This window comes from Streptomyces sp. NPDC002825 (genome assembly GCF_040295385.1).
Lineage (GTDB): Bacteria > Actinomycetota > Actinomycetes > Streptomycetales > Streptomycetaceae > Streptomyces.
Genome location: NZ_JBEOVH010000006.1, coordinates 310,110 through 329,855, shown reverse-complemented (window position 1 = coordinate 329,855; position 19,746 = coordinate 310,110). Strand labels below are relative to the sequence as shown.

22 protein-coding genes are annotated in these 19,746 nt (G+C 73.2%); 11 read left to right on the top strand and 11 right to left on the bottom strand.

Annotated elements, in window-relative coordinates; genetic code table 11:
• Positions 1–4: 4 nt before the first annotated feature.
• On the bottom strand, positions 5–895 hold the full coding sequence (locus ABT041_RS11515) for a DUF4436 family protein (RefSeq protein ID WP_351182717.1): 891 nt from the start codon (positions 893–895) through the stop codon (positions 5–7).
• Between the two features lie 364 nt (positions 896–1,259).
• Here ABT041_RS11515 and ABT041_RS11510 point away from each other — a divergent pair, with 364 nt between their 5' ends.
• From ABT041_RS11510 to ABT041_RS11500, 3 genes are all read left to right on the top strand, one after another.
• A complete protein-coding gene (locus ABT041_RS11510) occupies positions 1,260–2,303 on the top strand; it encodes a magnesium and cobalt transport protein CorA (protein WP_351182715.1) in 1,044 nt (347 codons plus the stop codon).
• Between the two features lie 126 nt (positions 2,304–2,429).
• Positions 2,430–2,615, top strand: coding sequence for a CsbD family protein (locus tag ABT041_RS11505; protein ID WP_351182713.1), 186 nt, complete (start codon positions 2,430–2,432; stop codon positions 2,613–2,615).
• A 120-nt stretch (positions 2,616–2,735) separates the two neighbouring features.
• Positions 2,736–5,192, top strand: coding sequence for a SpoIIE family protein phosphatase (locus tag ABT041_RS11500; protein ID WP_351182712.1), 2,457 nt, complete (start codon positions 2,736–2,738; stop codon positions 5,190–5,192).
• Between the two features lie 14 nt (positions 5,193–5,206).
• On the opposite strand, the gene ABT041_RS11495 is transcribed toward ABT041_RS11500, so the two are convergent.
• Positions 5,207–5,836: an SRPBCC family protein gene (locus ABT041_RS11495; protein ID WP_351182710.1), complete on the bottom strand. Its 630-nt coding sequence runs from the start codon at positions 5,834–5,836 to the stop codon at positions 5,207–5,209.
• A gap of 147 nt (positions 5,837–5,983) precedes the next feature.
• Between ABT041_RS11495 and ABT041_RS11490 the strand changes: the two genes are divergently transcribed.
• The 5 genes from ABT041_RS11490 to ABT041_RS11470 all read left to right on the top strand — a co-directional run bounded on the left by ABT041_RS11490 (position 5,984) and on the right by ABT041_RS11470 (position 8,521).
• Entirely contained in the window at positions 5,984–6,181 is a 198-nt protein-coding gene (locus ABT041_RS11490; protein ID WP_351182708.1) for a hypothetical protein, read from the top strand.
• A gap of 117 nt (positions 6,182–6,298) precedes the next feature.
• Positions 6,299–6,859: a hypothetical protein gene (locus ABT041_RS11485; RefSeq protein WP_351182706.1), complete on the top strand. Its 561-nt coding sequence runs from the start codon at positions 6,299–6,301 to the stop codon at positions 6,857–6,859.
• Positions 6,860–6,873: 14 nt separating this feature from the next.
• Positions 6,874–7,497 carry a hypothetical protein gene (locus ABT041_RS11480; protein ID WP_351182704.1) on the top strand — a complete coding sequence of 208 codons (624 nt, stop codon included), beginning with the start codon at positions 6,874–6,876 and terminating at the stop codon, positions 7,495–7,497.
• 35 nt (positions 7,498–7,532) lie between these two features.
• Positions 7,533–8,267 carry an SOS response-associated peptidase gene (locus ABT041_RS11475; protein ID WP_351182702.1) on the top strand — a complete coding sequence of 245 codons (735 nt, stop codon included), beginning with the start codon at positions 7,533–7,535 and terminating at the stop codon, positions 8,265–8,267.
• Positions 8,268–8,356: 89 nt separating this feature from the next.
• The gene (locus ABT041_RS11470; RefSeq protein ID WP_351182700.1) at positions 8,357–8,521 is read left to right on the top strand and encodes a hypothetical protein; all 165 of its coding nucleotides are present in this window, start codon (positions 8,357–8,359) and stop codon (positions 8,519–8,521) included.
• On the opposite strand, the gene ABT041_RS11465 is transcribed toward ABT041_RS11470, so the two are convergent.
• The 4 genes from ABT041_RS11465 to ABT041_RS11450 form a co-directional block, all read right to left on the bottom strand.
• On the bottom strand, positions 8,518–9,591 hold the full coding sequence (locus ABT041_RS11465) for an iron-containing redox enzyme family protein (protein ID WP_351182698.1): 1,074 nt from the start codon (positions 9,589–9,591) through the stop codon (positions 8,518–8,520). The two genes, ABT041_RS11470 and ABT041_RS11465, sit on opposite strands and share 4 nt — an antisense overlap.
• The gene (locus ABT041_RS11460) at positions 9,588–9,968 is read right to left on the bottom strand and encodes a CDGSH iron-sulfur domain-containing protein (protein ID WP_351182696.1); all 381 of its coding nucleotides are present in this window, start codon (positions 9,966–9,968) and stop codon (positions 9,588–9,590) included. Before ABT041_RS11460 ends, ABT041_RS11465 begins: the two co-directional genes overlap by 4 nt.
• A gap of 126 nt (positions 9,969–10,094) precedes the next feature.
• Complete coding sequence (locus ABT041_RS11455) at positions 10,095–10,799, bottom strand: HemK2/MTQ2 family protein methyltransferase (protein ID WP_351182694.1); 705 nt, start codon at positions 10,797–10,799, stop codon at positions 10,095–10,097.
• A 6-nt stretch (positions 10,800–10,805) separates the two neighbouring features.
• Complete coding sequence (locus ABT041_RS11450) at positions 10,806–11,924, bottom strand: carboxylate-amine ligase (RefSeq protein WP_351182692.1); 1,119 nt, start codon at positions 11,922–11,924, stop codon at positions 10,806–10,808.
• Between the two features lie 306 nt (positions 11,925–12,230).
• Here ABT041_RS11450 and ABT041_RS11445 point away from each other — a divergent pair, with 306 nt between their 5' ends.
• Positions 12,231–12,887 carry a UdgX family uracil-DNA binding protein gene (locus tag ABT041_RS11445; protein WP_351182690.1) on the top strand — a complete coding sequence of 219 codons (657 nt, stop codon included), beginning with the start codon at positions 12,231–12,233 and terminating at the stop codon, positions 12,885–12,887.
• A gap of 29 nt (positions 12,888–12,916) precedes the next feature.
• On the opposite strand, the gene ABT041_RS11440 is transcribed toward ABT041_RS11445, so the two are convergent.
• Positions 12,917–13,927, bottom strand: a complete 1,011-nt coding sequence (locus ABT041_RS11440) for a DNA topoisomerase IB (protein WP_351182688.1) — start codon at positions 13,925–13,927, stop codon at positions 12,917–12,919.
• Between the two features lie 106 nt (positions 13,928–14,033).
• Here ABT041_RS11440 and ABT041_RS11435 point away from each other — a divergent pair, with 106 nt between their 5' ends.
• Complete coding sequence (locus tag ABT041_RS11435; RefSeq protein ID WP_351182686.1) at positions 14,034–15,431, top strand: FAD-dependent oxidoreductase; 1,398 nt, start codon at positions 14,034–14,036, stop codon at positions 15,429–15,431.
• Between the two features lie 24 nt (positions 15,432–15,455).
• On the opposite strand, the gene ABT041_RS11430 is transcribed toward ABT041_RS11435, so the two are convergent.
• The 3 genes from ABT041_RS11430 to ABT041_RS11420 all read right to left on the bottom strand — a co-directional run bounded on the left by ABT041_RS11430 (position 15,456) and on the right by ABT041_RS11420 (position 17,987).
• The gene (locus ABT041_RS11430) at positions 15,456–16,586 is read right to left on the bottom strand and encodes a PP2C family protein-serine/threonine phosphatase (RefSeq protein WP_351182684.1); all 1,131 of its coding nucleotides are present in this window, start codon (positions 16,584–16,586) and stop codon (positions 15,456–15,458) included.
• Between the two features lie 44 nt (positions 16,587–16,630).
• Positions 16,631–17,203: an antibiotic biosynthesis monooxygenase gene (locus ABT041_RS11425; RefSeq protein WP_351182682.1), complete on the bottom strand. Its 573-nt coding sequence runs from the start codon at positions 17,201–17,203 to the stop codon at positions 16,631–16,633.
• 259 nt (positions 17,204–17,462) lie between these two features.
• Positions 17,463–17,987 (bottom strand): GtrA family protein, encoded by a 525-nt coding sequence (locus ABT041_RS11420; RefSeq protein WP_351182680.1) that lies wholly within the window; start codon positions 17,985–17,987, stop codon positions 17,463–17,465.
• Between the two features lie 297 nt (positions 17,988–18,284).
• Between ABT041_RS11420 and ABT041_RS11415 the strand changes: the two genes are divergently transcribed.
• The gene (locus tag ABT041_RS11415; protein ID WP_351182678.1) at positions 18,285–18,755 is read left to right on the top strand and encodes a VOC family protein; all 471 of its coding nucleotides are present in this window, start codon (positions 18,285–18,287) and stop codon (positions 18,753–18,755) included.
• Positions 18,756–18,819: 64 nt separating this feature from the next.
• Here ABT041_RS11415 and ABT041_RS11410 read toward each other — a convergent pair whose 3' ends face one another.
• The gene (locus ABT041_RS11410; RefSeq protein ID WP_351182676.1) at positions 18,820–19,707 is read right to left on the bottom strand and encodes a slipin family protein; all 888 of its coding nucleotides are present in this window, start codon (positions 19,705–19,707) and stop codon (positions 18,820–18,822) included.
• Positions 19,708–19,746 lie beyond the last annotated feature (39 nt).

Sequence of the window (19,746 nt, the reverse complement as noted above, 5' to 3'; positions counted from 1 at the left end):
GCCGCTAAGGGCGCTGGGCGTCTTCCTTCCGGAGGGTGGTGCGGACGCCGGTGATCACCACGGTGATCAGGCAGAGACCGATGACGGTCTCCGCCCACAGGAAGGCGAACCAGTCCAGGACGCAGCCGATCGGAGGGGTGCCGGGGGCGGTGTTGCGGAACGCCGCGAGGGCGAAGAGGGTGGCGGCCATCCAGGCGAGGGCGGGCCAGACCAGGCCCTCGCCGCGGGTGGTCAGATACCAGGCTCCGATCAGTACGGACGACGCCAGCGCCCACATCACCAGCATCATGAAGACCGCGAAGACCAGCAGGCTCCCCGACCGGGCCACGTCGAGACCGAGCACCGCCTCCTGAGGAGAGCCCGTGGGGGTCGCGTCGACCGCGAAGAGGGTGTCGTTGTTGGACAGCATCACCCGTACCGGCACCTCCTCACCGCCCAGCTCCGCCCAGAACCCGATGTCGGTCTCGTAGGTGTCGAACGGGTAGTCGCTGATCGAGCCGCCCGTGAGCGCGACCTGCACGTCCCTCGTGGCCAGCCGCTCGTGCGCCTTGAACGCGAGGTCGCCCAGGGTCGCCGCGGAGGTCTGGAGGACGAGATCGGCCACCGGGGCGGTCCCGTCCTCCTCGCCGAGGGCCCCGCGCGGGGTGACCCTGACCCGCAGCAGCAGCTCCCTGCCGGCGGCGTCGACGCGCTGGACGGTGGCCTCCACGTCCACACGGTCGGCGGCTCCCGAACCCGCCGTGTGGATCGTGTCGATCGCCTGCCGCTCGGCGACCTGCAGCCACGACCCCACGGCCACCGCCACCACGATCAGGACCGCGATGGGGACCAGGATCGGCAGGAGGACCGCCGCCCCGGAGCGGGGTCGGCGAGGCGGGTCCGACGGTGGGGCCATGGTGACTCCGGACGAGCTGGGGGAACGGCCGGTACGGGCGGACGCCGGGAGGAAGACCTCGCGCCCGCGCGGCACGGCCGGCCGAAGGCGGGCACGCCCGTCGCGGGCAGCCGTTTGCTCCGAGACGCGGGACGGTGGCGCACTGCGATCCTCCTCGACGGGGCCGGTGAACCGGGGCATCCCGGCGGGTGTGTCGGCGCGGACGCGACCACCCCTGCCCGGGCGACGGGCGCGGCCCGGTGCCGATCGTGAGACATTTCCGAGGACTCGGAGGAGCATCTATTGCTGTGAAGGCTGCCCGGCGCGACACCGCCGCCGGTGGGGCAGGAGACGGCGCACGTCGGTCGGCCGCGAGGAGGAGGCCATGATCGTCGACTGTGCGCATTACCGGGACGGGCGCCGCCAGCACGAGGGCGCGATGGCACTGGAGCAGGCGGCCGCGCACTGCAGGCAGGGCGGCTTCGTCTGGCTGGGCGTCTTCGACCCGGGTCCCGAGGAGCTGAGCCGGGTCCGCGAGGTCTTCGGCCTGCACGAACTGGCCGTCGAGGACGCACGGACCTTCCACCTGCGGCCCAAGGCCGAGCAGTACGAGGACGGCACGGAACTGATCATCCTGCGCACGGCACGCTACGACGACGAGCGCGAGGAGATCGACACCGGCGAGATCAGCATCTTCCTCGCCGAACACTTCGTGATCACCGTGCGCCAGGGCATCGCGAGCGAGCTGCACGAAGCCCGGAGCCGGCTGGAGAACCGCCCCGAGCTGCTGAAGGCCGGCAGCGCCTCCACGCTGTGGGCCATCTTCGACCAGGTGGTCGACAGCTACGCGCCGGTCGTCGAGGAGCTCGAACGCGACATCGAGCAGATCGAGGCCACCGTCTTCTCCGGGGCGGTCGCCCCGACCGAGCGGATCTACTTCCTGCGCCGCGAGGCGACCGACTTCTACCGCGCCGTGCACCCGCTGCTCGCCGTGCTCGGCCGGCGCCTGCAGCCCGGCAAGTCGCCGCCCGCGCTCCACCCGTACATCCGCGACGTGCACGACCACCTGCTGCTGGTCAACGAGGAGGTCGCCGCACAGCGCGACCTCCTGACCACCGTCCTGGAGGCGAACATCGCGGTGATCTCCGTCGAGCAGAACAAGATCAACCTGCGGCAGAGCGCCACGATGGAGCGGCTCACCATCCTCGCGAGCGTGTTCCTCCCGCTCTCCTTCGTGGTCGGCTTCTTCGGACAGAACTTCGACTGGCTGGTGAGCCACATCCACGGCTTCCCGACGTTCCTCGTCCTCACCCTCTGCGGCATGCTGCTGCCGTGCCTGATGCTCTACGTCTGGCTGCGCCGCCGCCGCGACCACCCGCCGCCACCGATGCCGCAGCCCCCCGACACCGCCCGGCGCGCCTCCGGGTGAGACGCACGCCCGACGAGCCGGCCCGCCGCCCGTGATCGCGGCCGCATGACGTCACCCTTCGGGGGTAACCGCCAGACAGTCGGTACCCCGCACCGGTCGGTACCTGTCATCCGGGAGGCAGTCTCCATGGGCAAGCTCAAGGGCAAGGCCGAACAGGTCAAGGGCAAGACGAAGGAAGAAATGGGCTCGATGACCGACGACAAGAGCATGGAAATGAAGGGAAAGGCTGAGAAGGTCAAGGGGCGGGCCGAGGAGTCCGCGGCGGATGCCGGCGCACGGATGCGCGGGATAGGCGAGAAGAAGAAGAGGTGACCGGCGCGCGGCAGCGGGCACGGCATGGGCGCCGCGCCCGCTGCCGCATGCCGGTCCGAGCAGCATGAGGCGCGCCGCTGGACAGGCCGGGCGCGGCCCCCGCGTGCGATCCTCATTCATATGGAGGGCGATTTCGCGCTTCGCGACACCGGCGGCGGCACGGCACCCGAGGTGCTGGCGCTGGCCAAGGTCGTGTCGCGGCTTCGTGCCGAGGTCGCCGACCTGGAGGCCGTGACCTCGATGGCGGCCGTCGTGGAGCGGGCCAAGGGCGTGCTGATGGCCCAGGCGGGCGTGTCGGCGGACGCCGCGTACCAGCTGCTGCTCGACCGGGCCGAGCAGCGGCGGGGCACCCTCCTGGAGGAGTGCTGGATCACGCTGAGCGGGGTCCGCCCCCGCTCCCCGTCGCCGACGCGGGACGCGACGGGCGAGTCGGCAGCGCGGCCGCCGCTGGACCACCCGTCCTTCCGTACGCACCGCGACGTCCTGGGCGAGCGTCGGCCGGGCGGATCCAGGTTGCTCCTGGCCCGGCTGGCCGAGGGCCTCGCCGACGCCCGTACGGCGGACGACGTGGCGGAACTCGTCGTCGCGCTCCTCGGCGACCCGGAGGACGTGGACGCCGTCATGATCTACCGGCTCGCCGCCGCCGGCAGCCTGGAGCTGGCGGGCAGCGCCGGCGTCGACGCGGCGCTCGCCGAGCAGTGGAGCCACATCCCGCCCCTGAGCGGCGTCGCGGCGCTCGAGGCGACCACCACCCGCGAGGGGGTCTGGCTCGAAGACCCGGAGGCGGACGCCGTCGAGTACCTCCTGATCGGAGATCCGCCCGAGCGCTGGCCCTCCCGCGCCTGGCTCCCCGTCCCGGGAAGCCCGCCGGCGACCGTGGTCGTGGGGTTCTTCCGCGCCCGGAAGGGCCCCTTCGAGACGCACACCCGCACCCTGCTGCGGCGGATCGTCCGGCTCAGCGGGGTCATCCTCCGGGAGGACCGGGAACGCCACGGCGTCGGCCCGCTCCACGCGGACGCCGAGGCCGTCCAGACGATCTTCGACACCATGCCCGGCCCGATGGTGCTGCTCACCCCCCTGCGGTCGGAGGCGGGCGAGGTGGAGGACTACCGCATCGACGCGGCGGCACCGGAGTCCGTCGACGTGGCCGGCCGGCGTGGCAGGGACCTGGTCGGACGCCGGGTCCTGGAGACGTACCCGACGGTGGCGGGCACCCCGCTGTGGGACGCGTACCGGGAGACGCTCGGCACCGGGACCGTGTACGAGAGCGAGCCCTTCACCTACGAGGAGGTGACCGCGGGAGTGCCCCAGCAGTCGGTCTACTCGGTGCGGGTGTCCCGGCTGGGAGACAGGCTCGTGGTGTCCTGGATCCGCCACGACATCAGCGAGCGCGAGACCCGCAGGCTCGCCGAGCTGCAGCGGCTGGGCAACCTCGGCTGGGTGGGCTGGGACCTGGCCACGGACACGGTCACCTGGTCCGACCAGGTCTACGCCGTCTTCGACCGCGACCGCGCCCTTGGGCCGGTACGGATGGAGGACCTGCCCGAACATCTGCTGGCCGACGACCTGCCGAGGCTGGATTCGGCCCTCCAGGGGCTCCTCGGCGAGGGCCGGGCCGTCGACGAGCCGTTCCGCGTCACCACGCGGAAGGGGGTACGCCATCTGCGGCTCGTCGCGGAGGCGCGTACCGACGCCGACGGCGCCCCCGTCGAGGTGCACGGCTTCTTCCAGGACCTCACCGCCCTCCGTGACGCCGAACTCGCCCTGGTCGAGAGCGAGCGCGCCAACCTCGTCCAGCGCGGCATGCTCAAGGCCGAGCGCGCGCTGGGCGCCCGGCTCAAGGACACCCTCCTGCCGGTACCCGAGCAGTCGCTCGAACTCGCGGGCCTGAGCGTCGACGTCGCGTACGTCCCGGCCGACACCGGAGTGAACGTCGGCGGCGACTGGTACTCCGTCATCGAACTCCCGGACCGTAGCGCCCTGTTCGTCGTCGGAGACGTCGCCGGCCACGGCTTGTCCGCCGTCGGCACCATGGCCCAGCTGCGCTTCTACACCAAGGGCATGGCCGTCACCGGCTCGGCCCTCCCCGACGTCCTCAGCAGGCTCAACACGCTCCTGCTGCACACGGCGACGGAGCGCGAGGGCGCCACCGCCACCCTGGTCATGGGCCGCTACCAGCCATGGGACCGACGCCTGACCTGGGTACGCGCCGGACATCTGCCGCCGCTGCTCGTCCGCGGCGGTGAGGCGCGCTTCCTGGCACAGCCCGAGGGCTGCCTGCTCGGCGCCGCCTTCCACACCGAGTACGGCCAGGAGACGCTCGACCTCCTGCCCGGCGACCATCTGCTCTTCTACACGGACGGCCTCGTGGAGGACCCGGGCGAGGACATCGACGCGGGCCTCGCGCGGCTCGCCGAGACCGCCGTCCGGCTCCTGCGGAAGGGCGGCAGCGACATGCCGGCCCGCACGCTGGCGGCGCAGCGGACGGGGAACCGCGACGACATCTGCGTCCTGGACATCCACGTACCCGAAGATGCCCCCGAGGACCTTTCCGAGGAGCCTTCCGAGGATTCCTGATCGCCCGCGCCCCCTCAGGCGTGCGGCTCCTCACCGGGGTCGCTCGGCAGCGGTCCGGGATAGGGACCCGGGCGCTCCGGCTCGCCCTGCCGGGGAGCGCTGTCCATGGCGGCACCCTCGCCTGTGCCTGTGCCCATCTCCGCGCTCACGCCCGTGCCGGCGCTCATGCCTTCGCTCGAACTGTCGGCGGGACGGAGCCGGCCGCGCCAGCCGCCCGTCGCGTCGTCTCGGTCCTCGATGAAGTCCTTGAACCGCTGGAGATCGCCCTGGACACGGCTCTCCAGGAAGCCGAGGGCGTCACCGGCCTTCTCGACCACGCCCTGGGGCTGGACGTCCAGCGCCAGGCTCACCCGGGTGTGCGTGTCGTCGAGGCGCTGGAACGTGACGACACCCTTCTGTGTGACCTCGCTCCCGCCGACCGTGCGCCAGGAGATCCGCTCGTCGGGAAGCTGGTCGACGATCTCGGTGTCGAACTCCCGGGAGACGCCCGCGACCCGGGCACGCCAGTGGCAGAGGCGGTCGTCGAGCTGCTGCACCTGCTCCACGCCGTCCATGAAGCGGGGGAACTCCTCGAACTGCGTCCACTGGTTGTAGACCATCCGCAGGGGGGCGTCCACCCTGATCGTCTCCTGCACCATGCTCATCGTGGCCTCCTCGTACTGCCCTCGTGCGGGTGGATCGCTGATGTCAGCGGCTACCCCGTATCGACCCGGTCAAGCGCGATGACGTCTGAGCGCCGCCCCAGCGGGTAGTCGCCTCGTTGAAACAGCGACAGTGCGGAGGTGGCCCTGATGCGCGGGACGGCCCAGGGCAGGGAGCCGAGTCGGACGGGATACGGCCGGCCGGCGCTCACGGACGACGAGTTCACGGCGCTGATGAGCGAGGCCCGTGCCGAGGCGCAGCGGTGCTCCGTCGGTGCGGCGCGGACAGGAGAGCCCGACTTCGCCCTCAGGACCCAGCACGCGGAGTTCGGCGCGGCCGCCCACTGACGCCGCCCGTCCCGCCCGTACCCGCGTCCGCGCGGGTACACCCGTTTCAGGCCGATGCCGCTGGGCAGCCGCCGAGGACGCGGGGGCACGGGGATGAGACCCGAGGGAGCGAGGCCGATGTCGACAGGAACGATTCTCGCCATCGTCATACCCGTCGTGGTGGTGCTCGCGTTGATCGTGCTGGCCATCGCCCTGGACAGAAGGCGCCGGCGTCGGCTGCGCGAGAGGTTCGGCCCCGAGTACGACCGTACGGTCGAGGAGGCGGGAAGCCGGCGGGCCGCCGAGTACGACCTCGGCGCCCGGGAGGAGCGCCACGAGACCCTGGACATCAAGCCGCTGCCGAGCGGCGCGAGGGAGCGCTATGCCGATCGGTGGCGAAGCGTCCAGGCACAGTTCGTGGACCGTCCCGAGGGCGCGGTGCACGACGCGGACAGCCTGGTGAGCTCGCTCATGCGCGAGCGCGGCTATCCCACGGAGGGTTTCGAGCAGCAGACGCGGGACCTCTCGGTCGAGCACGGCCGCACGCTGGAGCACTACCGGGCCGCGCACGAGATCAACAGCCTCAGTGCCTCGCAGCAGGCCACCACCGAACAGTTGAGGGGAGCGATGGTGCACTACCGGGCCCTCTTCGACGAACTTCTCTCCGACGGCGACGCGCCACGTCGCGACCGGACCTGACGAGGGGACGCGACATGCGTGAGCACGACGAGTACGGCAGCCCGGAGCGGGGCGGCGGTGGCGCGGACGGGCCGCCGGTGTACCCCGGCGAAAGCACGGACACCGGCTTCGGCCTCGGCGCCGGCACCGACACCGCCAGGGGTACGGACGCCGGCACCGACACAGGCACCGGCACCAGCCCCGACACCGGCGACACAGGCACCGGCACCAGCCCCGACACCGGCGACACAGGCACCGGCACCAGCCCCGACACCGGCGACACAGGCACCGGCACCAGCTCCGACACCGGTACCGGCGATGCAGGCCCCGGCCCCGCCCCCCTCGCCGGCGACGCCTCCCGGGCCGAAGGGGAGGGCGCGGAGGGTGAGCCCTCGCGCCTCATGGGCTCACGGGACGAGGAGGACTTCCGTACCCGCTGGCACGACATCCAGAGCCGGTTCGTCGACGATCCCCGCGAGGCCGTTCACGAGGCCGACGCGCTCGTCACCGACGTGATCCGCAAGCTGGCCGACACCTTCGCCGACCGCAAGAAGGACCTCGAAGGACAGTGGAACCAGGGCGAGGACGTCGATACGGAGAGCCTCCGCATGGCCCTGCGCCAGTACCGCTCCTTCTTCAACCGGCTCCTCACCACCTGACGTGTCCGGCCGGGAGACCGTGGCACAGTGGTGCCATGTGCGGCCGTTACACCTCGACTCGCAGCCCCGAGGACCTGACCCGTCTCTTCCAGGTCACCGACTGGCGTCCCGCCGAGACGCTCGCGCCCAGCTGGAACGTGGCACCGACCGACGAGGTCTACGCGGTGCTCGAACGCGCCGGGCGGGACGACGGTGACGAAGTGCGCCGTCAGCTGCGGGCCGTGCGGTGGGGGCTTGTGCCGTCCTGGGCGAAGGATCCGAAGGTCGGCTCCCGGATGATCAACGCCCGGGTCGAGACCGTCCACGAGAAGCCCGCCTACCGGCGTGCCTTCGCCAAGCGCCGCTGTCTCCTGCCCGCCGACGGCTTCTACGAGTGGGAGCAGGTGAAGGACGAGGCGACGGGCAGGACCCGCAAGCAGCCCTACTTCATCCATCCTTCCGACGACCAGATCATGGCCATGGCCGGCCTGTACGAGTACTGGCGCAACCCCGACGTCAAGAGCGACGACGACCCCGACGCCTGGCTGACGACCTGCACGATCCTCACCACCGAGGCCACCGACGAGGCGGGCCGCGTCCACCCCCGGATGCCACTCGCCCTCAGCCCGGACCACTACGACGCCTGGCTCGACCCCCACCACGAGGACACCGACGACCTCCGCGCCCTGCTCACCCGGCCCGCGGACGGCCGCCTCGACGCCCGGCCGGTCTCCACCGCCGTCAACAACGTCCGCAACAACGGCGCCCACCTCCTCGACGCGGCCCCCTGACCGGCCGCCGCGCCCCCCGGGGGGGGGGGATTGTCCCGCCACCGGACCGGGCAGGCGCCCCGTACACCCACCCGGTCGAGAGGATCGCGATGACACCCGGCACGCGTGCCCGGCACGCCCCTCACGTCCCGCGCTCGGGCCTGGCCCTCGGGACCTTCGTGGCAGGCCTGTTCGTCATCCACGCGCACCGGCGCGCGCAGCGATCCAGGGCCGGCCGTACCGTCGTCGACCGCTTCCTCGCCCGTACCGGCTAGGTGTCTCCCCCGTCGCCACCCGCCGACGACGAGGGCGCCGGCAGCAGGGACGTACCGCCGTACGAGGGCGCCCGCAGGGCGCTCTCGCCGCGCGTCCAGGCGCCCACCACGTGGCTGCCGAGCCGGTCCTCCACGAGGCCGGTCGCGGCGATGCCGAAGGCCACGTCGTGGGCGAGCTCGGGCTCGTCGTCGAGGAGGCCGCCCACGACCTCCCGGCGCACCACCTGCTCGTGCACGGCGTCGGCCTCCACGTGCTCGTCGAAGTACCGCTCCGCGGCCGGTCCTGCGCCGGTCCTGCGCATCGCCGCGGCGATGCGGGAGGCGGCGGGCGGCGAGGTCGTCTCCAGGACGGCGAAGTGCCCCACGAGAGCCCCGCGCAGCCTCCGGTGCAGGCCGAACATCGACATCAGGTTCGAGGCGGCCAGCAGCTCGGCCCCGGCGAGGTCCACATACCGTCCGTACGAGGGGTCGAGACCCAGATCGGTCATGAGGTCGGCGTAGAGCCGTGAGTGCATCCGCTCCGCCCGCCCGCAGCCGTACTCGTCGTACTCGACGGCCGCCATCGCCGCCTTGGCGCGGCCGCGCAGCCGGGGGACCACCCACAGGTGCGCGTCGGCCTCCCGCAGCTGGTGCACGGAGCGCAGCGCGGTGTACTCGCGCAGGTGCCACAGCTCGCCCGAGGACATCAGGAAGCGGGAGACGCCGGTGCCCTCGCTCGGTTCCACGAGCAGCTGGGCCAGCGCCTCGTCGACGTCCGGCAGACGGCGGCAGTCGTGGCGCAGCGCGCTCTCGAAGCGGTGCTCCAGGAGGGCCCGGATCCTCAGCACGTCGGGGTCCCACTCCAGGGTGTCGGGGACGTCCGCGAAGCCCCGGTAGTGGAGCTCGTAGCAGAGGTGCAGGGCGAGCTGGAGATCCTCCTCGTACGGGGAGCAGCGCGCCAGGTCGGCGGCCCGGGGCAGCTGGGCGGGGCCGCCGCCGAGCAGCCGGTTCCGTACCGCGTGGGAGACCTCGCCGCGGGCCTCGGGTGCCTCGGGCCGTGTCGCGAGACCGGGTCGCAGGAGCGTCGTCATGACGGATCCGCCTCCTCGGCCGGACGGCTCGGTGTGTCGTCCGCCGGTGCCGGCGGGGCGCCGCCCTTCGCCGTCTCCCTCGCCTTGGCCTTCGCCGGGCCGCTGAGGGGCCGCAGGCGCGGCCGGTGGCTCGTGTCGCAGAACGGTGCCCGCAGGCTCCGCCGACAGGTGCAGAGGGCCATCACGGGCCGTTCGCAGCGGATGACCGAGCCGTCCGGCATGACGATCTCCGCGGGCCCCTCGACGAGCAGCGGGCCGTCGGGGAGCGGCCGGAACCGGGGCAGGGGTGTCCGGGACCGGGTGATTCCCGGGCCGTCCGGTTCACCGGTGTCCGGGACCCTCACCCGCGGGGTGCTCTCGTTCGGGGAAGCAGACATCACACACCATCCATCGCGTCGGAATGCGCCGGTACCGCGCGACTGCCCCGCCTCTCCGGTCCCGAATCACGGCGGGTACGCGCGGATCACGACCGGCATGCCCGAATCACACCGGGTACGCGCGGATCACGCCCGGCATGCCCGGATCACGACCAGCTCCTCGGTGCGCGCGCCCGGAGGGATCAGCCCGCGCCCCGCGAACCAGTCCGCCCGGGCCGACATCACGGGACCGAAGGGCTCGGTGTGCCTCCGTACGACACGGGCGCTCAGCCCGCCGCCGGCGAGCGCGTCGAGGGTGTCGGCGACCCCGGAGAGCGAGGACTGGACGAGGAGCAGCACCCCGGACGGCGTCAGCATGCCCGGGGCCCGGGCGCAGACGCGGTCGAGGAGCAGGCGGCCGTCGGTGCCCGCGTCCCAGCTCCGCCGCGCGCCTCGGCCGGGTGCCTCCGGGTCCTCGCTGGGCACGTAGGGCGGGTTCACGGTGACGAGGTCGAAGCGTTCGCGCGCCACCGGTGCGTCCAGGTCGCCCCGGAGCGCCCGGATCCGGCAGCCGTGCAGCACGGCGTTGAGCCGGGAGGCGGCGATCGCGGCGCGCGAGATGTCGACGGCGGTGGCCCGCGCGCCGCGTAGCGCGGCGACGACGGCGAGGACGCCCGTGCCCGTGCACAGGTCGAGCGAACGCACCCCGGGCCGCAGCTGCTCGCGCCGCAACTGCGTCAGCAGGAGCCGGGTGTCCGCCTGGGGCGCGTACACCCCCGGCAGGCGGCACACCCGGACGGCTCTCGCGCCCCCGGGCTCGGATTCCAGGGGGAGCGAGGCCGTGAAAGCCATGGGGGATCAGCTCCTGGCCGTGGTGGCGGCCAGCGCGTCGACCACGGCGCTGAACCGGCCGTCCCGGCGGAAGACCGCGCGCTGAAGGGCGGCGCCGCCGCCGTCCGCGCGGACCCGCTCCATCTGTTCGAGCACCCAGTCGGTGTCGCCGGTCGCGTCGAGACCCGGGCGGGCGAGGGTGACCAGCGAGTCCAGGAGCGCCAGGGCGGGCCGCTCGCGGCCGTCGAACGGGTCCAGGCCGAGGCCGGTGATGCCCTGGGCGGCGGCGAGCCGGTGGGCCCGGAGCAGCCAGGGGGCGGTGACGTGGGGCGCGGGGACCGAGGCCTCGACGCGGGGCAGCAGGGTGGCGGCGAGCCCGCGGACCAGCAGGGCGAGGAGGACCACCGTGTCCAGGTCGGCGTTGGCGTCGGCGATCCTGATCTCCAGCGTGGGTACGTGCTCCGAAGGCCGGGCGTGCCAGTACACCATCCTGTTGTCGAGCAGCGTCCCCTGACGGACCAGCTGGGCGACGTGGGCGAGGTACTGGGCCTCGTCGAGGACCGGGGTGGGGCCGACGGTCGGCCACCTGGCGTGCTCGACGGCCCGCCAGCTCTGGTGGCCGGTGTCGCGCCGGCGGGCGTAGGGAGAGTTCCCGGCCAGCGCCTGGAGCACGGGCAGCCACGGCCGCATGTGCTGGGCGAGCGCGAGGGCGTGCTCCCGGTCGAACGTCCCGATGTGGACGTGGCAGCCGCAGACGAGCCCGTCGTCGCGCGCGCGTCCGTCCTCGTGGGTGACCAGGGACGCGAACTGCCGGGCCATCAGCCGGTACCGCTCGCTGTCCGTCACCGTCAGCGGCTCCTCGGGCGGCAGTACGGGGGTGCCGCAGGCCACCGGCATGCAGCGCACCTCCCGGGCGGCTTTGCCCACGACGGCGCGGAGCCATGCGAGCTCCGCGCGGAGGTCCTGGCGGTTCGCCGTGGCCTGGGTGCAGATCTCGACCTGGGCGTTGAAGAACTCGGTCTGGACCTGCTCGCCGAGCTCGTGGCCCGCCCGTCGGATGACCTCGGGGGCGCGGTTGACCGGCGCCCTCGACCGACGGTCGACCAGCACGAACTCTTCCTCGACACCCATTGTCAGGACTCTCATCGCGGGCTCCTCGCCTCTGCGCGCGACTACCCGCCCCGGGGCCCGCCATGCCAAAGGCCCGCCAGGCTCACCCCCACCGTAGCCCGCACTTCCGCGTCCGTCGTCACGGACGTATCGCGACCGGCCCCCGCGGGCGTTCCGGATCCGGGCCGCGTGGGACTTGCGGACCGGGGCCGCGTGCGTTCCGGACCCGGCCCGCGCGGGCGTTTCGGACCGGGCGAGCGCGGGAAGACGCCCGCGCGTCAGCGGCAGGCACCGGCCCGCACGCATGCACCGGCCGGGCCGTCCGCTGCCGGGAGGTGCGCGATGGCCGGTGCCGGTGACGGGAAGGACGCCCCCGAGGCGTACGACGCCACGCCCTATCTGCCGAGCCGCGGCGGACTGCCAGCGCACCGGAGGGCGGCGGCTGAGTGCCGGGGCTGCCCCCTCCACCGTGACGCGACCGGGACCGTCTTCGGCCGGGGCGCGGCGGGTGCACGGATGATGCTGGTCGGCGAGCAGCCCGGGGACCAGGAGGACCGCCAGGGCGAACCCTTCGTGGGTCCCGCCGGACGGCTGCTGCACCGGGCCCTGGAGGAGGCGGGGATCGCCGAGGAGGACGTGTACGTCACCAACGCGGTCAAACACTTCAAGTTCACCCGCGACGAGACCAGGAAACGCCGCATCCACAAGGCGCCGAGCCTGCGCGAGACCCTCGCCTGCCGGCCGTGGCTCATGGCGGAACTCCGCCTCGTGGAACCCGAGCTGGTGGTCACCCTGGGCGCCACCGCCGGCCGCGCCCTGCTCGGCCCCTCGTTCCGCGTCGGCACCGACCGGGGCGTGCCGAGGCCGCTGCCGGACTCCGGGAACGGCACCAGGGTCCTTGCGACCGTCCACCCCTCGGCCGTACTGCGGGCACGGGACCGGGAGGAGATGTACGCGGGCCTGGTCGCCGACCTCCGTACGGCGGCGGACGCCTTGTGAGAAGCGGGCCCGCCCGTGTCCCGCTGCTCTCAGCCGAGGAGACGCAGCACGGCGCGTTCGACCGCGCCCCGCGTGGCCGGGTGCCCGAAGCGGCCTTCCTCGCCCAGGTGTTGCAGCGCCGAGGCGATCGTGACGCCCTCCTCGAAGCGGTCGACGACGAGGGGGTCGATGTACGAGGCGCGGCAGACCGCGGGCGTGTTGCCGAGGTAGTCGCTGACCTCCCGGACCGCCCGCCGCTCCGCCGCCGACCGCGCGGTGCGCGAGTCGTCCGAGACCGGCGCCGAGACGGCGAGCGCGACGGCCGCGAGGACCGTGGCGTGCCAGGTCCTGAAGTCCTTCGCGGTGATGTCGCTCCCCGAGTGCTTCCGCAGATACGCGTTGAGGTCCTCCGCGTGGACGTCGTGCCAGGCCCTGCCCTCCCAGTACGCGAACAGCCGGTCGCCCCCGCCGCGCCGCCGCAGCAGCGCCTGGACCACCCGGTACGCCGGCCCGTCGACGAGCGCCCTGGTCTGCCGGCGCCCAGACTTCGCGGGGTAACCGAGGCAGACCTCCCCGTGCGCGCAGCGCGCGTGTTCGCGCAGCAGGGTGGTGAGGCCGTACGAGTCGTTGTCGCGCCGGTACTGCTCACCGCCGACGCGGAAGAAGCCGAGGTCGAGGAGGCGCACCGCGCAGGCGAGCACCCGCTCCCGGCACAGCCCGCGCCGCTCCAGATCGTGCGCGACGGCCCTGCGCAACCGGGGCAGGCTGCGGGCGACCTGGCGCACGTGCTCGTGCTTCGCCGCTTCCTGCCGGCGCCGGAAATCCGGGTGGTAGAGGTACTGCCTGCGCCCGGCCGCGTCCGTGCCGACGGCCTGGAGGTGGCCGTTGGGCCACGGGCAGACCCAGACGTCCCGCCACGCCGGAGGGATCACGAGCGCGACGACCCTGGCCCGGTCCTCGGCGCCCAGGGACGCGCCGTCGGCGTCGAGGTAGCGGAAACCCCGGCCGTGGCGGACCCGCCGCCAGCCCGGCCCGTCCGGATCGCTCGTCCTCAGCCGCACTCCTCCACTGTGCCGCCGCAGGGTTCCGTCCGCCTCCCCCCATGACTGCGCGCGGAGGCGGCGGGTAGTCGCTCCGCAGACCGGCCGTCCGTCGGGAGGATCGATCATGCGCGAGAGCTCGTACTGGATGGAATCGGCACCGCCCGCCGACGTCCTGCCGCCCCCGGAGGGCGATCTCTCCGCCGACGTGGTCGTGGTGGGGGCAGGCATCGCCGGACTGTGGACGGCCCATGAGCTGACCCGCGCCGGGCGTGAGGTCGTGGTCCTCGAAGGGGGCCGGATGGCCGCCGGGGTCACCGGGCACACCACCGGAAAACTGACCTCCCTGCACGGGCTGTGCTACGAGCGCCTGCGCGAGCGCCAGGGAGCGGAGGCGTCCGCACTGTACGCCGAAGCCCAGGAGGACGCCCTGCGGCAGGTGCTGCGCTTCTGCGGGGAGCTGGGCGTCGACGCGGAGATCGAGCGCCGGCCCGCGTACACGTACACGCTCGACGAGGCGGGCGCCGGGGCGATCCGGGCCGAGGCCGCGGCGGCCGCCGCGGCCGGCCTGAAGGCCACCGCGGTGACCGCCACCGACCTGCCGTACCCGGTCTCGGCGGCCGTCCGGGTCGACGACCAGGCGCAGTTCCACCCGCGTCGCTTCCTGCTCGCCGCGGCGGCCGACCTGATCGCGCTCGGCGGCCGCATCCACGAGGGCACCCGGGTCACGGACCTGCGGGACGGCGCCGAGTGCCGTCTCACCCTCGACGGCGGCGGTACGGTCCACGCCCGGGACGTCGTGCTCGCCACCCACTTCCCGCTCCGCTGCCACACCACCCTCCTCATGCGGCTCTCCGTGCGCCGCGAGCTGGTCGTCGCCGCGCCCGTGGAGGAACGCCACGCCCCGCACGGCATGTACCTGACGCTCGAACAGAACACGCGCTCGGTGCGCTCCGCCCCGCTCGGCGAGGGCCGGCGGCTGCTGATCGTCGCGGGAGAGTCGTTCACACCGGGCAGCGGGGGAGTGCGCGAGCGGTACGCGCGCCTGGAGGCCTGGGCGCGCGAGCGGCTGCCGGGCTTCGCCGACGCGCCGACGGTCCACCGGTGGGCCGCCCAGGACGTGCACACCGCCGACGGGCTGCCGTGCGTCGGCCATGAACACCCCGACACCCAGCACGTGTACCTCGCCACCGGCTTCGGCGGATGGGGCCTCACCAACGGCGTCGCGGCGGGCGGCCTGCTCACCGCGCACCTGACCGGCGCACCCCGCCCGGCCTGGACGGAACTCTTCGACCCACGCCGACGGCTGCCCGCCCGCGAACTCCCCGGAGTCGTCCGCAGGCAGACGACGGTGGCCCGGCACTTCGTCACCGGTCTGCGCACCGGTCGCCGCTGCACCCACATGGGCTGCGAACTGGGCTTCAACGAGGCCGAGCAGACCTGGGAGTGCCCCTGCCACGGCTCCCGCTTCGCCTCCGACGGCACGGTCCTCCAGGGCCCGGCCACCAGCCCCCTGGAAGACTGACCGCGCGCGGGCACCGCCCCGCGGCTACGGGTCGGGGGAGAGCCTCTCGATCGCGACGAGGGCCGCGTCGTCGCCGAGGTGACCGCCCGCGTAGGCCTGGAGGTCGGACCGCAGGTGGTCCACGAGGGTCTGCGGGCCGGCTCCGGCCCAGGTCGTGAGCCGTTCGGCCAGGGGGTAGAAGGCACGCCCGCGGTCGCGGGCCTCGACGACTCCGTCCGTGTACAGCAGGAGCACGTCGCCCACCTCGAAGGGGAAGGTCTCCACCGTGACGTCCGGCGACAGGACGTCCGAAAGGCCCAGCGGCGGGCTCGCGTCGGCGGCGTCCAGGGGGACGACCCGGCCCTGCCGCAGGAGCAGCGGGGGCGGATGCCCGCAGTTGACCAGCCGTACCACCGGCTCGTGGTCCGGGATGTCGAGGACCAGGGCGGTCACGAACGCCTCGTCCGTGTCGTCGGTGCCCGCTCCCGCCGCGGTCGGGCCCTCGGTCTCCTCCGTCGTGCCGACGCCCTCCTCCAGGTGGCCGACCAGCTCCGGCAGCTCCTGCTCGCGGTGGGCGGTGACCCGGAAGGCGCCCAGGACGAGCGAGGCCTCGCTGATCGCGTCGAGCCCCTTGCCCCGGGCGTCCCCGATCAGCAGCCGGGTCCCGGACGCCGTGCGGGCCGCCGCGTACAGGTCGCCGCCCATCTGCGCCTCCTCCTCGGCCGCCAGGTAGACCGAGGCGATGTGCAGCGGCCCGGCGCGGTGGGGAAGGGGGCGCAGCACGACGCTCTGGGCGGCCTGGGCGATGGAGCGCAGGCGGATCACCCTCTTCTCGTCCCGCTCGCGCAGGTGGGCGAAGAAGGTCGCGATGACGGAGATCAGGATCAGCGCGACGATCTGGTACGTGTGGTTGAGGTCCGTGATGCTGGTCCGCACGACGGACACCAGCGACTGGGCGAGGACCGCGACCGCCCCCACGAAGGCCGTCATCCGCGGACCCGCGAACGACGCGGTCACCGCCGGCGCGGCGATCAGGAACGGCCCCAGGTGGACGTCGGGCGGCGACAGGATGTCCACCACCGTGACCGCCGTGATCAGCACGAACGGCACGGCGAGGAGCAGCCGCCCACGGGCCCGCGAGGAGCGGGGGACGAGGGCTCGCCGGCGGAGATCCATGAAAAAAGGCATACCTCAGGTGAGGTGACCTGTCCTGTCGCGGCCTAGGAGGCGAGCCAGCCGTGCAGGGCCCTGCTGACGGCGGGCATGGCCACGTACGTCATGAGCACGTTGAAGACGCAGGCGACGACGGCGCTGCTGAGCAGGACGGGGAGCGCGGTGAGGTGCGGGACGAGGAAGAGGGAGCCGAGCACGGAGATGGGGTAGATCGCGAGCGTCGCGCTGATCGCCATCTTCCAGCGGGGCGGCGCGGGCCGCGTCGAGCCCGGCTTCGCGAACCAGGTCTCCATGCCGGTCAGCTCGCGCCGGGCGATCTCGGTGTGGTGGTGTCCCTGGCAGTCGGCGAACCAGGCGGCCCGCTCGGGGGACTCCTGCCAGGTCCGGCAGGCCTCCGCGTCCCGGAACCGGTGGACGAGGAACCAGGGTGCGTCGCCGCCGGAGGAGCGGAAGAGTCCGTATCCGAGGTGGCCGGGGAAGGCGGCCGCCGTCTCGAGGATGCCCTTCGCCCACCGCTCGAAGGCGGCTTCGTGGCCGGGCTCGACCCGGCGGGCTATCAGCAGGGTCACCTCGCCGGTGTCGGCGGGGACGGTGGTGTGCTCAAGGCCGACCGCGGTCACAGAAACTCCTCGTGATCACGCCGCGCCGGTCCCCACTCTACGGGGTGGTGGACGGAGGGGCGTCGCAGGCCCGAGATCGTGAGGACGGAGCGGCTGGCCGACGGGCCGGGGCTACGGCCGTCAAGAGACCGTCAAAGGAGGCCATCCCCTCGCACCCCCGCCATCTCATCACCGAACCCGGCATGGGCTACCGCTTCGAGCCGTAGGCGTCGGCCCCGCGGCACGGACACGCCGTCGCGCTCCTCGACGCATGGGGGGGTCAGGCGGCGCGGCAGAGCGCGGCCGGGTCGGCCGGGGCCGAGGCTCGGGCCACGGTCGCGGGCAGGGGGCCGGTGGTACGGGCGGGGGCCGTGGCCCGCGAGCGCTTGCGGGCGAAGACGACGAGGCGGAGCAGTACGAACCGCGCGACACCGGTGAGCGCGGAGGCCGACAGGTAGACGGCCTGTTCGAGCAGCGCGCCGGGCGCTGCCACCAGCAGGTGCAGCGCGAGCATCGCCAGGCAGGTCACCACGTATCCGGCCGCGGCGGACCCGGCCGACTGCACGTGCTGGCGCCGGCTCGCGCGCCCGCCCGCGCCGAAGGTGAAGCGGGCGTGCAGCTCGGTGGCGAGGAGCGTGGAGGCCACCGTGACCAGGGCGTTGGCGAGGACCCACGGCAGCCACTGGCCCAGCGCGGCCACCGCGAAACCGGCGGTCACCCCCACCCCTCCGCCGCAGAGCACGAAGCGGGCGAAGGCGAGGAAGGCGCCGGGCGCCGCCTGCTCCCGGTTCCGTGCTGTGTCCATGATCCGCCCCCATCGATGACGTGGTCCGCCGAGCGCGCGCCGCTCGTGGTGCCATCATGGCGCATGAATGGCGCCAAGGCGACCCCTTTAGGGTGTCATCGGCGGTGTCGGGGTTCTGGCGGGCCGCGGAACGGGGACAGGACGGGGCGGGGACGGGCCGGGGCGGCGGTCGGCCCTTCAGGGCATTCGGCGCCGGGCCGCCGCGCGGCGCGGGAGCCCGGCCGGGCGGTTCGGGATATCAGTGGTCGCACGCGGCGGTCGGCGTTGATCGCCACTGTCCGGAAAGGCGGGAGCCCCGTGACCGTCCAGCCCATCCCCGAGGGATACCCCCGCGTCACGCCGTACCTCTGCGTCGACGGAGCCGCGGCGGCGATCGACTTCTACGTCTCCGTCCTCGGCGCGACGGAACGGATGAGGATGCCGGCGCCCGACGGCCGGATCGGCCACGCCGAGCTGGAACTCGGGAACTCGCTCATCATGCTCGCGGACGAGTTCCCCGAGATGAACTTCCGCTCCCCGAAGGCGGTGGGCGGCACGCCCATCACCCTCCATGTGTACGTCGAGGACGTCGACGCGGTCTTCGCCGAGGCCGTCTCCCGGGGCGCCAAGGAACTGTCCGCAGTGAAGAACGAGTTCTACGGCGACCGCACCGGGCAGCTCGAGGACCCCTTCGGCCACCGCTGGAACCTCTCCACGCACGTCGAGGACGTTCCTCCGGAGGAGCTGGAGAAGCGGGCCGAGGAGGCCATGCGGGCCATGGGCGACTGAACGGCCCGGAGGGTGGGAGCGGACCGGGTCCGCTCCCACCCTCCTTCTGCTCGTACCGCTACCGCTACGAAGCCGGCGACTCGGTCCGCGGATCCACGAGCTGCTCGCCACGCTCGGCGGGCGACGGTCCGGTACGCGGGTCCGGCACCTGCTCGCCCCGTGCCGCGGCCGGCGCGTCGTCCGGGACGCCGAGGTTCCGCGCGGCCCGGTCGAAGTAGCGCAGCAGCTCCACCGGGAACGGCATCACGAGCGTCGAGTTCTTCTCCGCGGCCACCTCCACCACCGTCTGCAGCAGCCGCAGCTGCATCGCCTCCGGGGTGTCGGCCATGATCCGCGACGCGTTGGCCAGCTGCTGCGCCGCCTGGAACTCGCCGTCCGCCGTGATCACCCGCGCCCGGCGCTCCCGCTCCGCCTCCGCCTGCCGCGACATCGACCGCTTGAGCGACTCCGGCAGCTGCACGTCCTTGATCTCGACCCGGTCGATGTGCACGCCCCAGCCGGCCGCCGGGCTGTCGATCATCAACGCCAGCCCCTCGTGCAGCCGTTCACGGTCCGACAGCAGATCGTCGAGGTCGCTCTTGCCGATGATCGACCGCAGCGAGGACTGCGCGACCTGGCCGACGGCGAAGACGTAGTCCTGCACCTCGATCGCGGCCCGGACCGGATCGACGACCCGGAAGTAGACCACCGCGTCGACCTTCACCGAGACGTTGTCCCGCGTGATGCCCTCCTGCGTGGGGATCGGCAACGTGACCACCTGCACGTTCACCTTGCGCATCCGGTCGACGAACGGGACGAGGAAGGTGATGCCCGGCTGCCGGTGACCGGGCAGCGCCTTGCCCAGCCGGAAGACCACACCCCGCTCCACCTGATTGACGATCCGCATCCCACTGCGCAGTACGACCAGTGTGCAGACCACGACGACCAACAACCCCGCTACGGCGCCTTCCACGGCGGCCACCTTTCCCCGAACGGTGAGTAGACACCGAAG

What these genes read in the sequence shown, in the direction of transcription:
- ABT041_RS11435 (WP_351182686.1), top strand. Translation starts at nt 14,034, where the DNA reads ATGCGCGAGAGCTCGTACTGGATGGAATCGGCACCGCCCGCCGACGTC.
- ABT041_RS11475 (WP_351182702.1), top strand. Translation starts at nt 7,533, where the DNA reads ATGTGCGGCCGTTACACCTCGACTCGCAGCCCCGAGGACCTGACCCGT.
- ABT041_RS11460 (WP_351182696.1), bottom strand. Translation starts at nt 9,968, where the DNA reads ATGTCTGCTTCCCCGAACGAGAGCACCCCGCGGGTGAGGGTCCCGGAC.
- ABT041_RS11430 (WP_351182684.1), bottom strand. Translation starts at nt 16,586, where the DNA reads ATGGATCTCCGCCGGCGAGCCCTCGTCCCCCGCTCCTCGCGGGCCCGT.
- ABT041_RS11450 (WP_351182692.1), bottom strand. Translation starts at nt 11,924, where the DNA reads ATGAGAGTCCTGACAATGGGTGTCGAGGAAGAGTTCGTGCTGGTCGAC.
- ABT041_RS11480 (WP_351182704.1), top strand. Translation starts at nt 6,874, where the DNA reads ATGCGTGAGCACGACGAGTACGGCAGCCCGGAGCGGGGCGGCGGTGGC.
- ABT041_RS11490 (WP_351182708.1), top strand. Translation starts at nt 5,984, where the DNA reads ATGCGCGGGACGGCCCAGGGCAGGGAGCCGAGTCGGACGGGATACGGC.
- ABT041_RS11495 (WP_351182710.1), bottom strand. Translation starts at nt 5,836, where the DNA reads ATGAGCATGGTGCAGGAGACGATCAGGGTGGACGCCCCCCTGCGGATG.
- ABT041_RS11510 (WP_351182715.1), top strand. Translation starts at nt 1,260, where the DNA reads ATGATCGTCGACTGTGCGCATTACCGGGACGGGCGCCGCCAGCACGAG.
- ABT041_RS11465 (WP_351182698.1), bottom strand. Translation starts at nt 9,591, where the DNA reads ATGACGACGCTCCTGCGACCCGGTCTCGCGACACGGCCCGAGGCACCC.
- ABT041_RS11470 (WP_351182700.1), top strand. Translation starts at nt 8,357, where the DNA reads ATGACACCCGGCACGCGTGCCCGGCACGCCCCTCACGTCCCGCGCTCG.
- ABT041_RS11515 (WP_351182717.1), bottom strand. Translation starts at nt 895, where the DNA reads ATGGCCCCACCGTCGGACCCGCCTCGCCGACCCCGCTCCGGGGCGGCG.
- ABT041_RS11420 (WP_351182680.1), bottom strand. Translation starts at nt 17,987, where the DNA reads ATGGACACAGCACGGAACCGGGAGCAGGCGGCGCCCGGCGCCTTCCTC.
- ABT041_RS11455 (WP_351182694.1), bottom strand. Translation starts at nt 10,799, where the DNA reads ATGGCTTTCACGGCCTCGCTCCCCCTGGAATCCGAGCCCGGGGGCGCG.
- ABT041_RS11505 (WP_351182713.1), top strand. Translation starts at nt 2,430, where the DNA reads ATGGGCAAGCTCAAGGGCAAGGCCGAACAGGTCAAGGGCAAGACGAAG.
- ABT041_RS11445 (WP_351182690.1), top strand. Translation starts at nt 12,231, where the DNA reads ATGGCCGGTGCCGGTGACGGGAAGGACGCCCCCGAGGCGTACGACGCC.
- ABT041_RS11485 (WP_351182706.1), top strand. Translation starts at nt 6,299, where the DNA reads ATGTCGACAGGAACGATTCTCGCCATCGTCATACCCGTCGTGGTGGTG.
- ABT041_RS11500 (WP_351182712.1), top strand. Translation starts at nt 2,736, where the DNA reads ATGGAGGGCGATTTCGCGCTTCGCGACACCGGCGGCGGCACGGCACCC.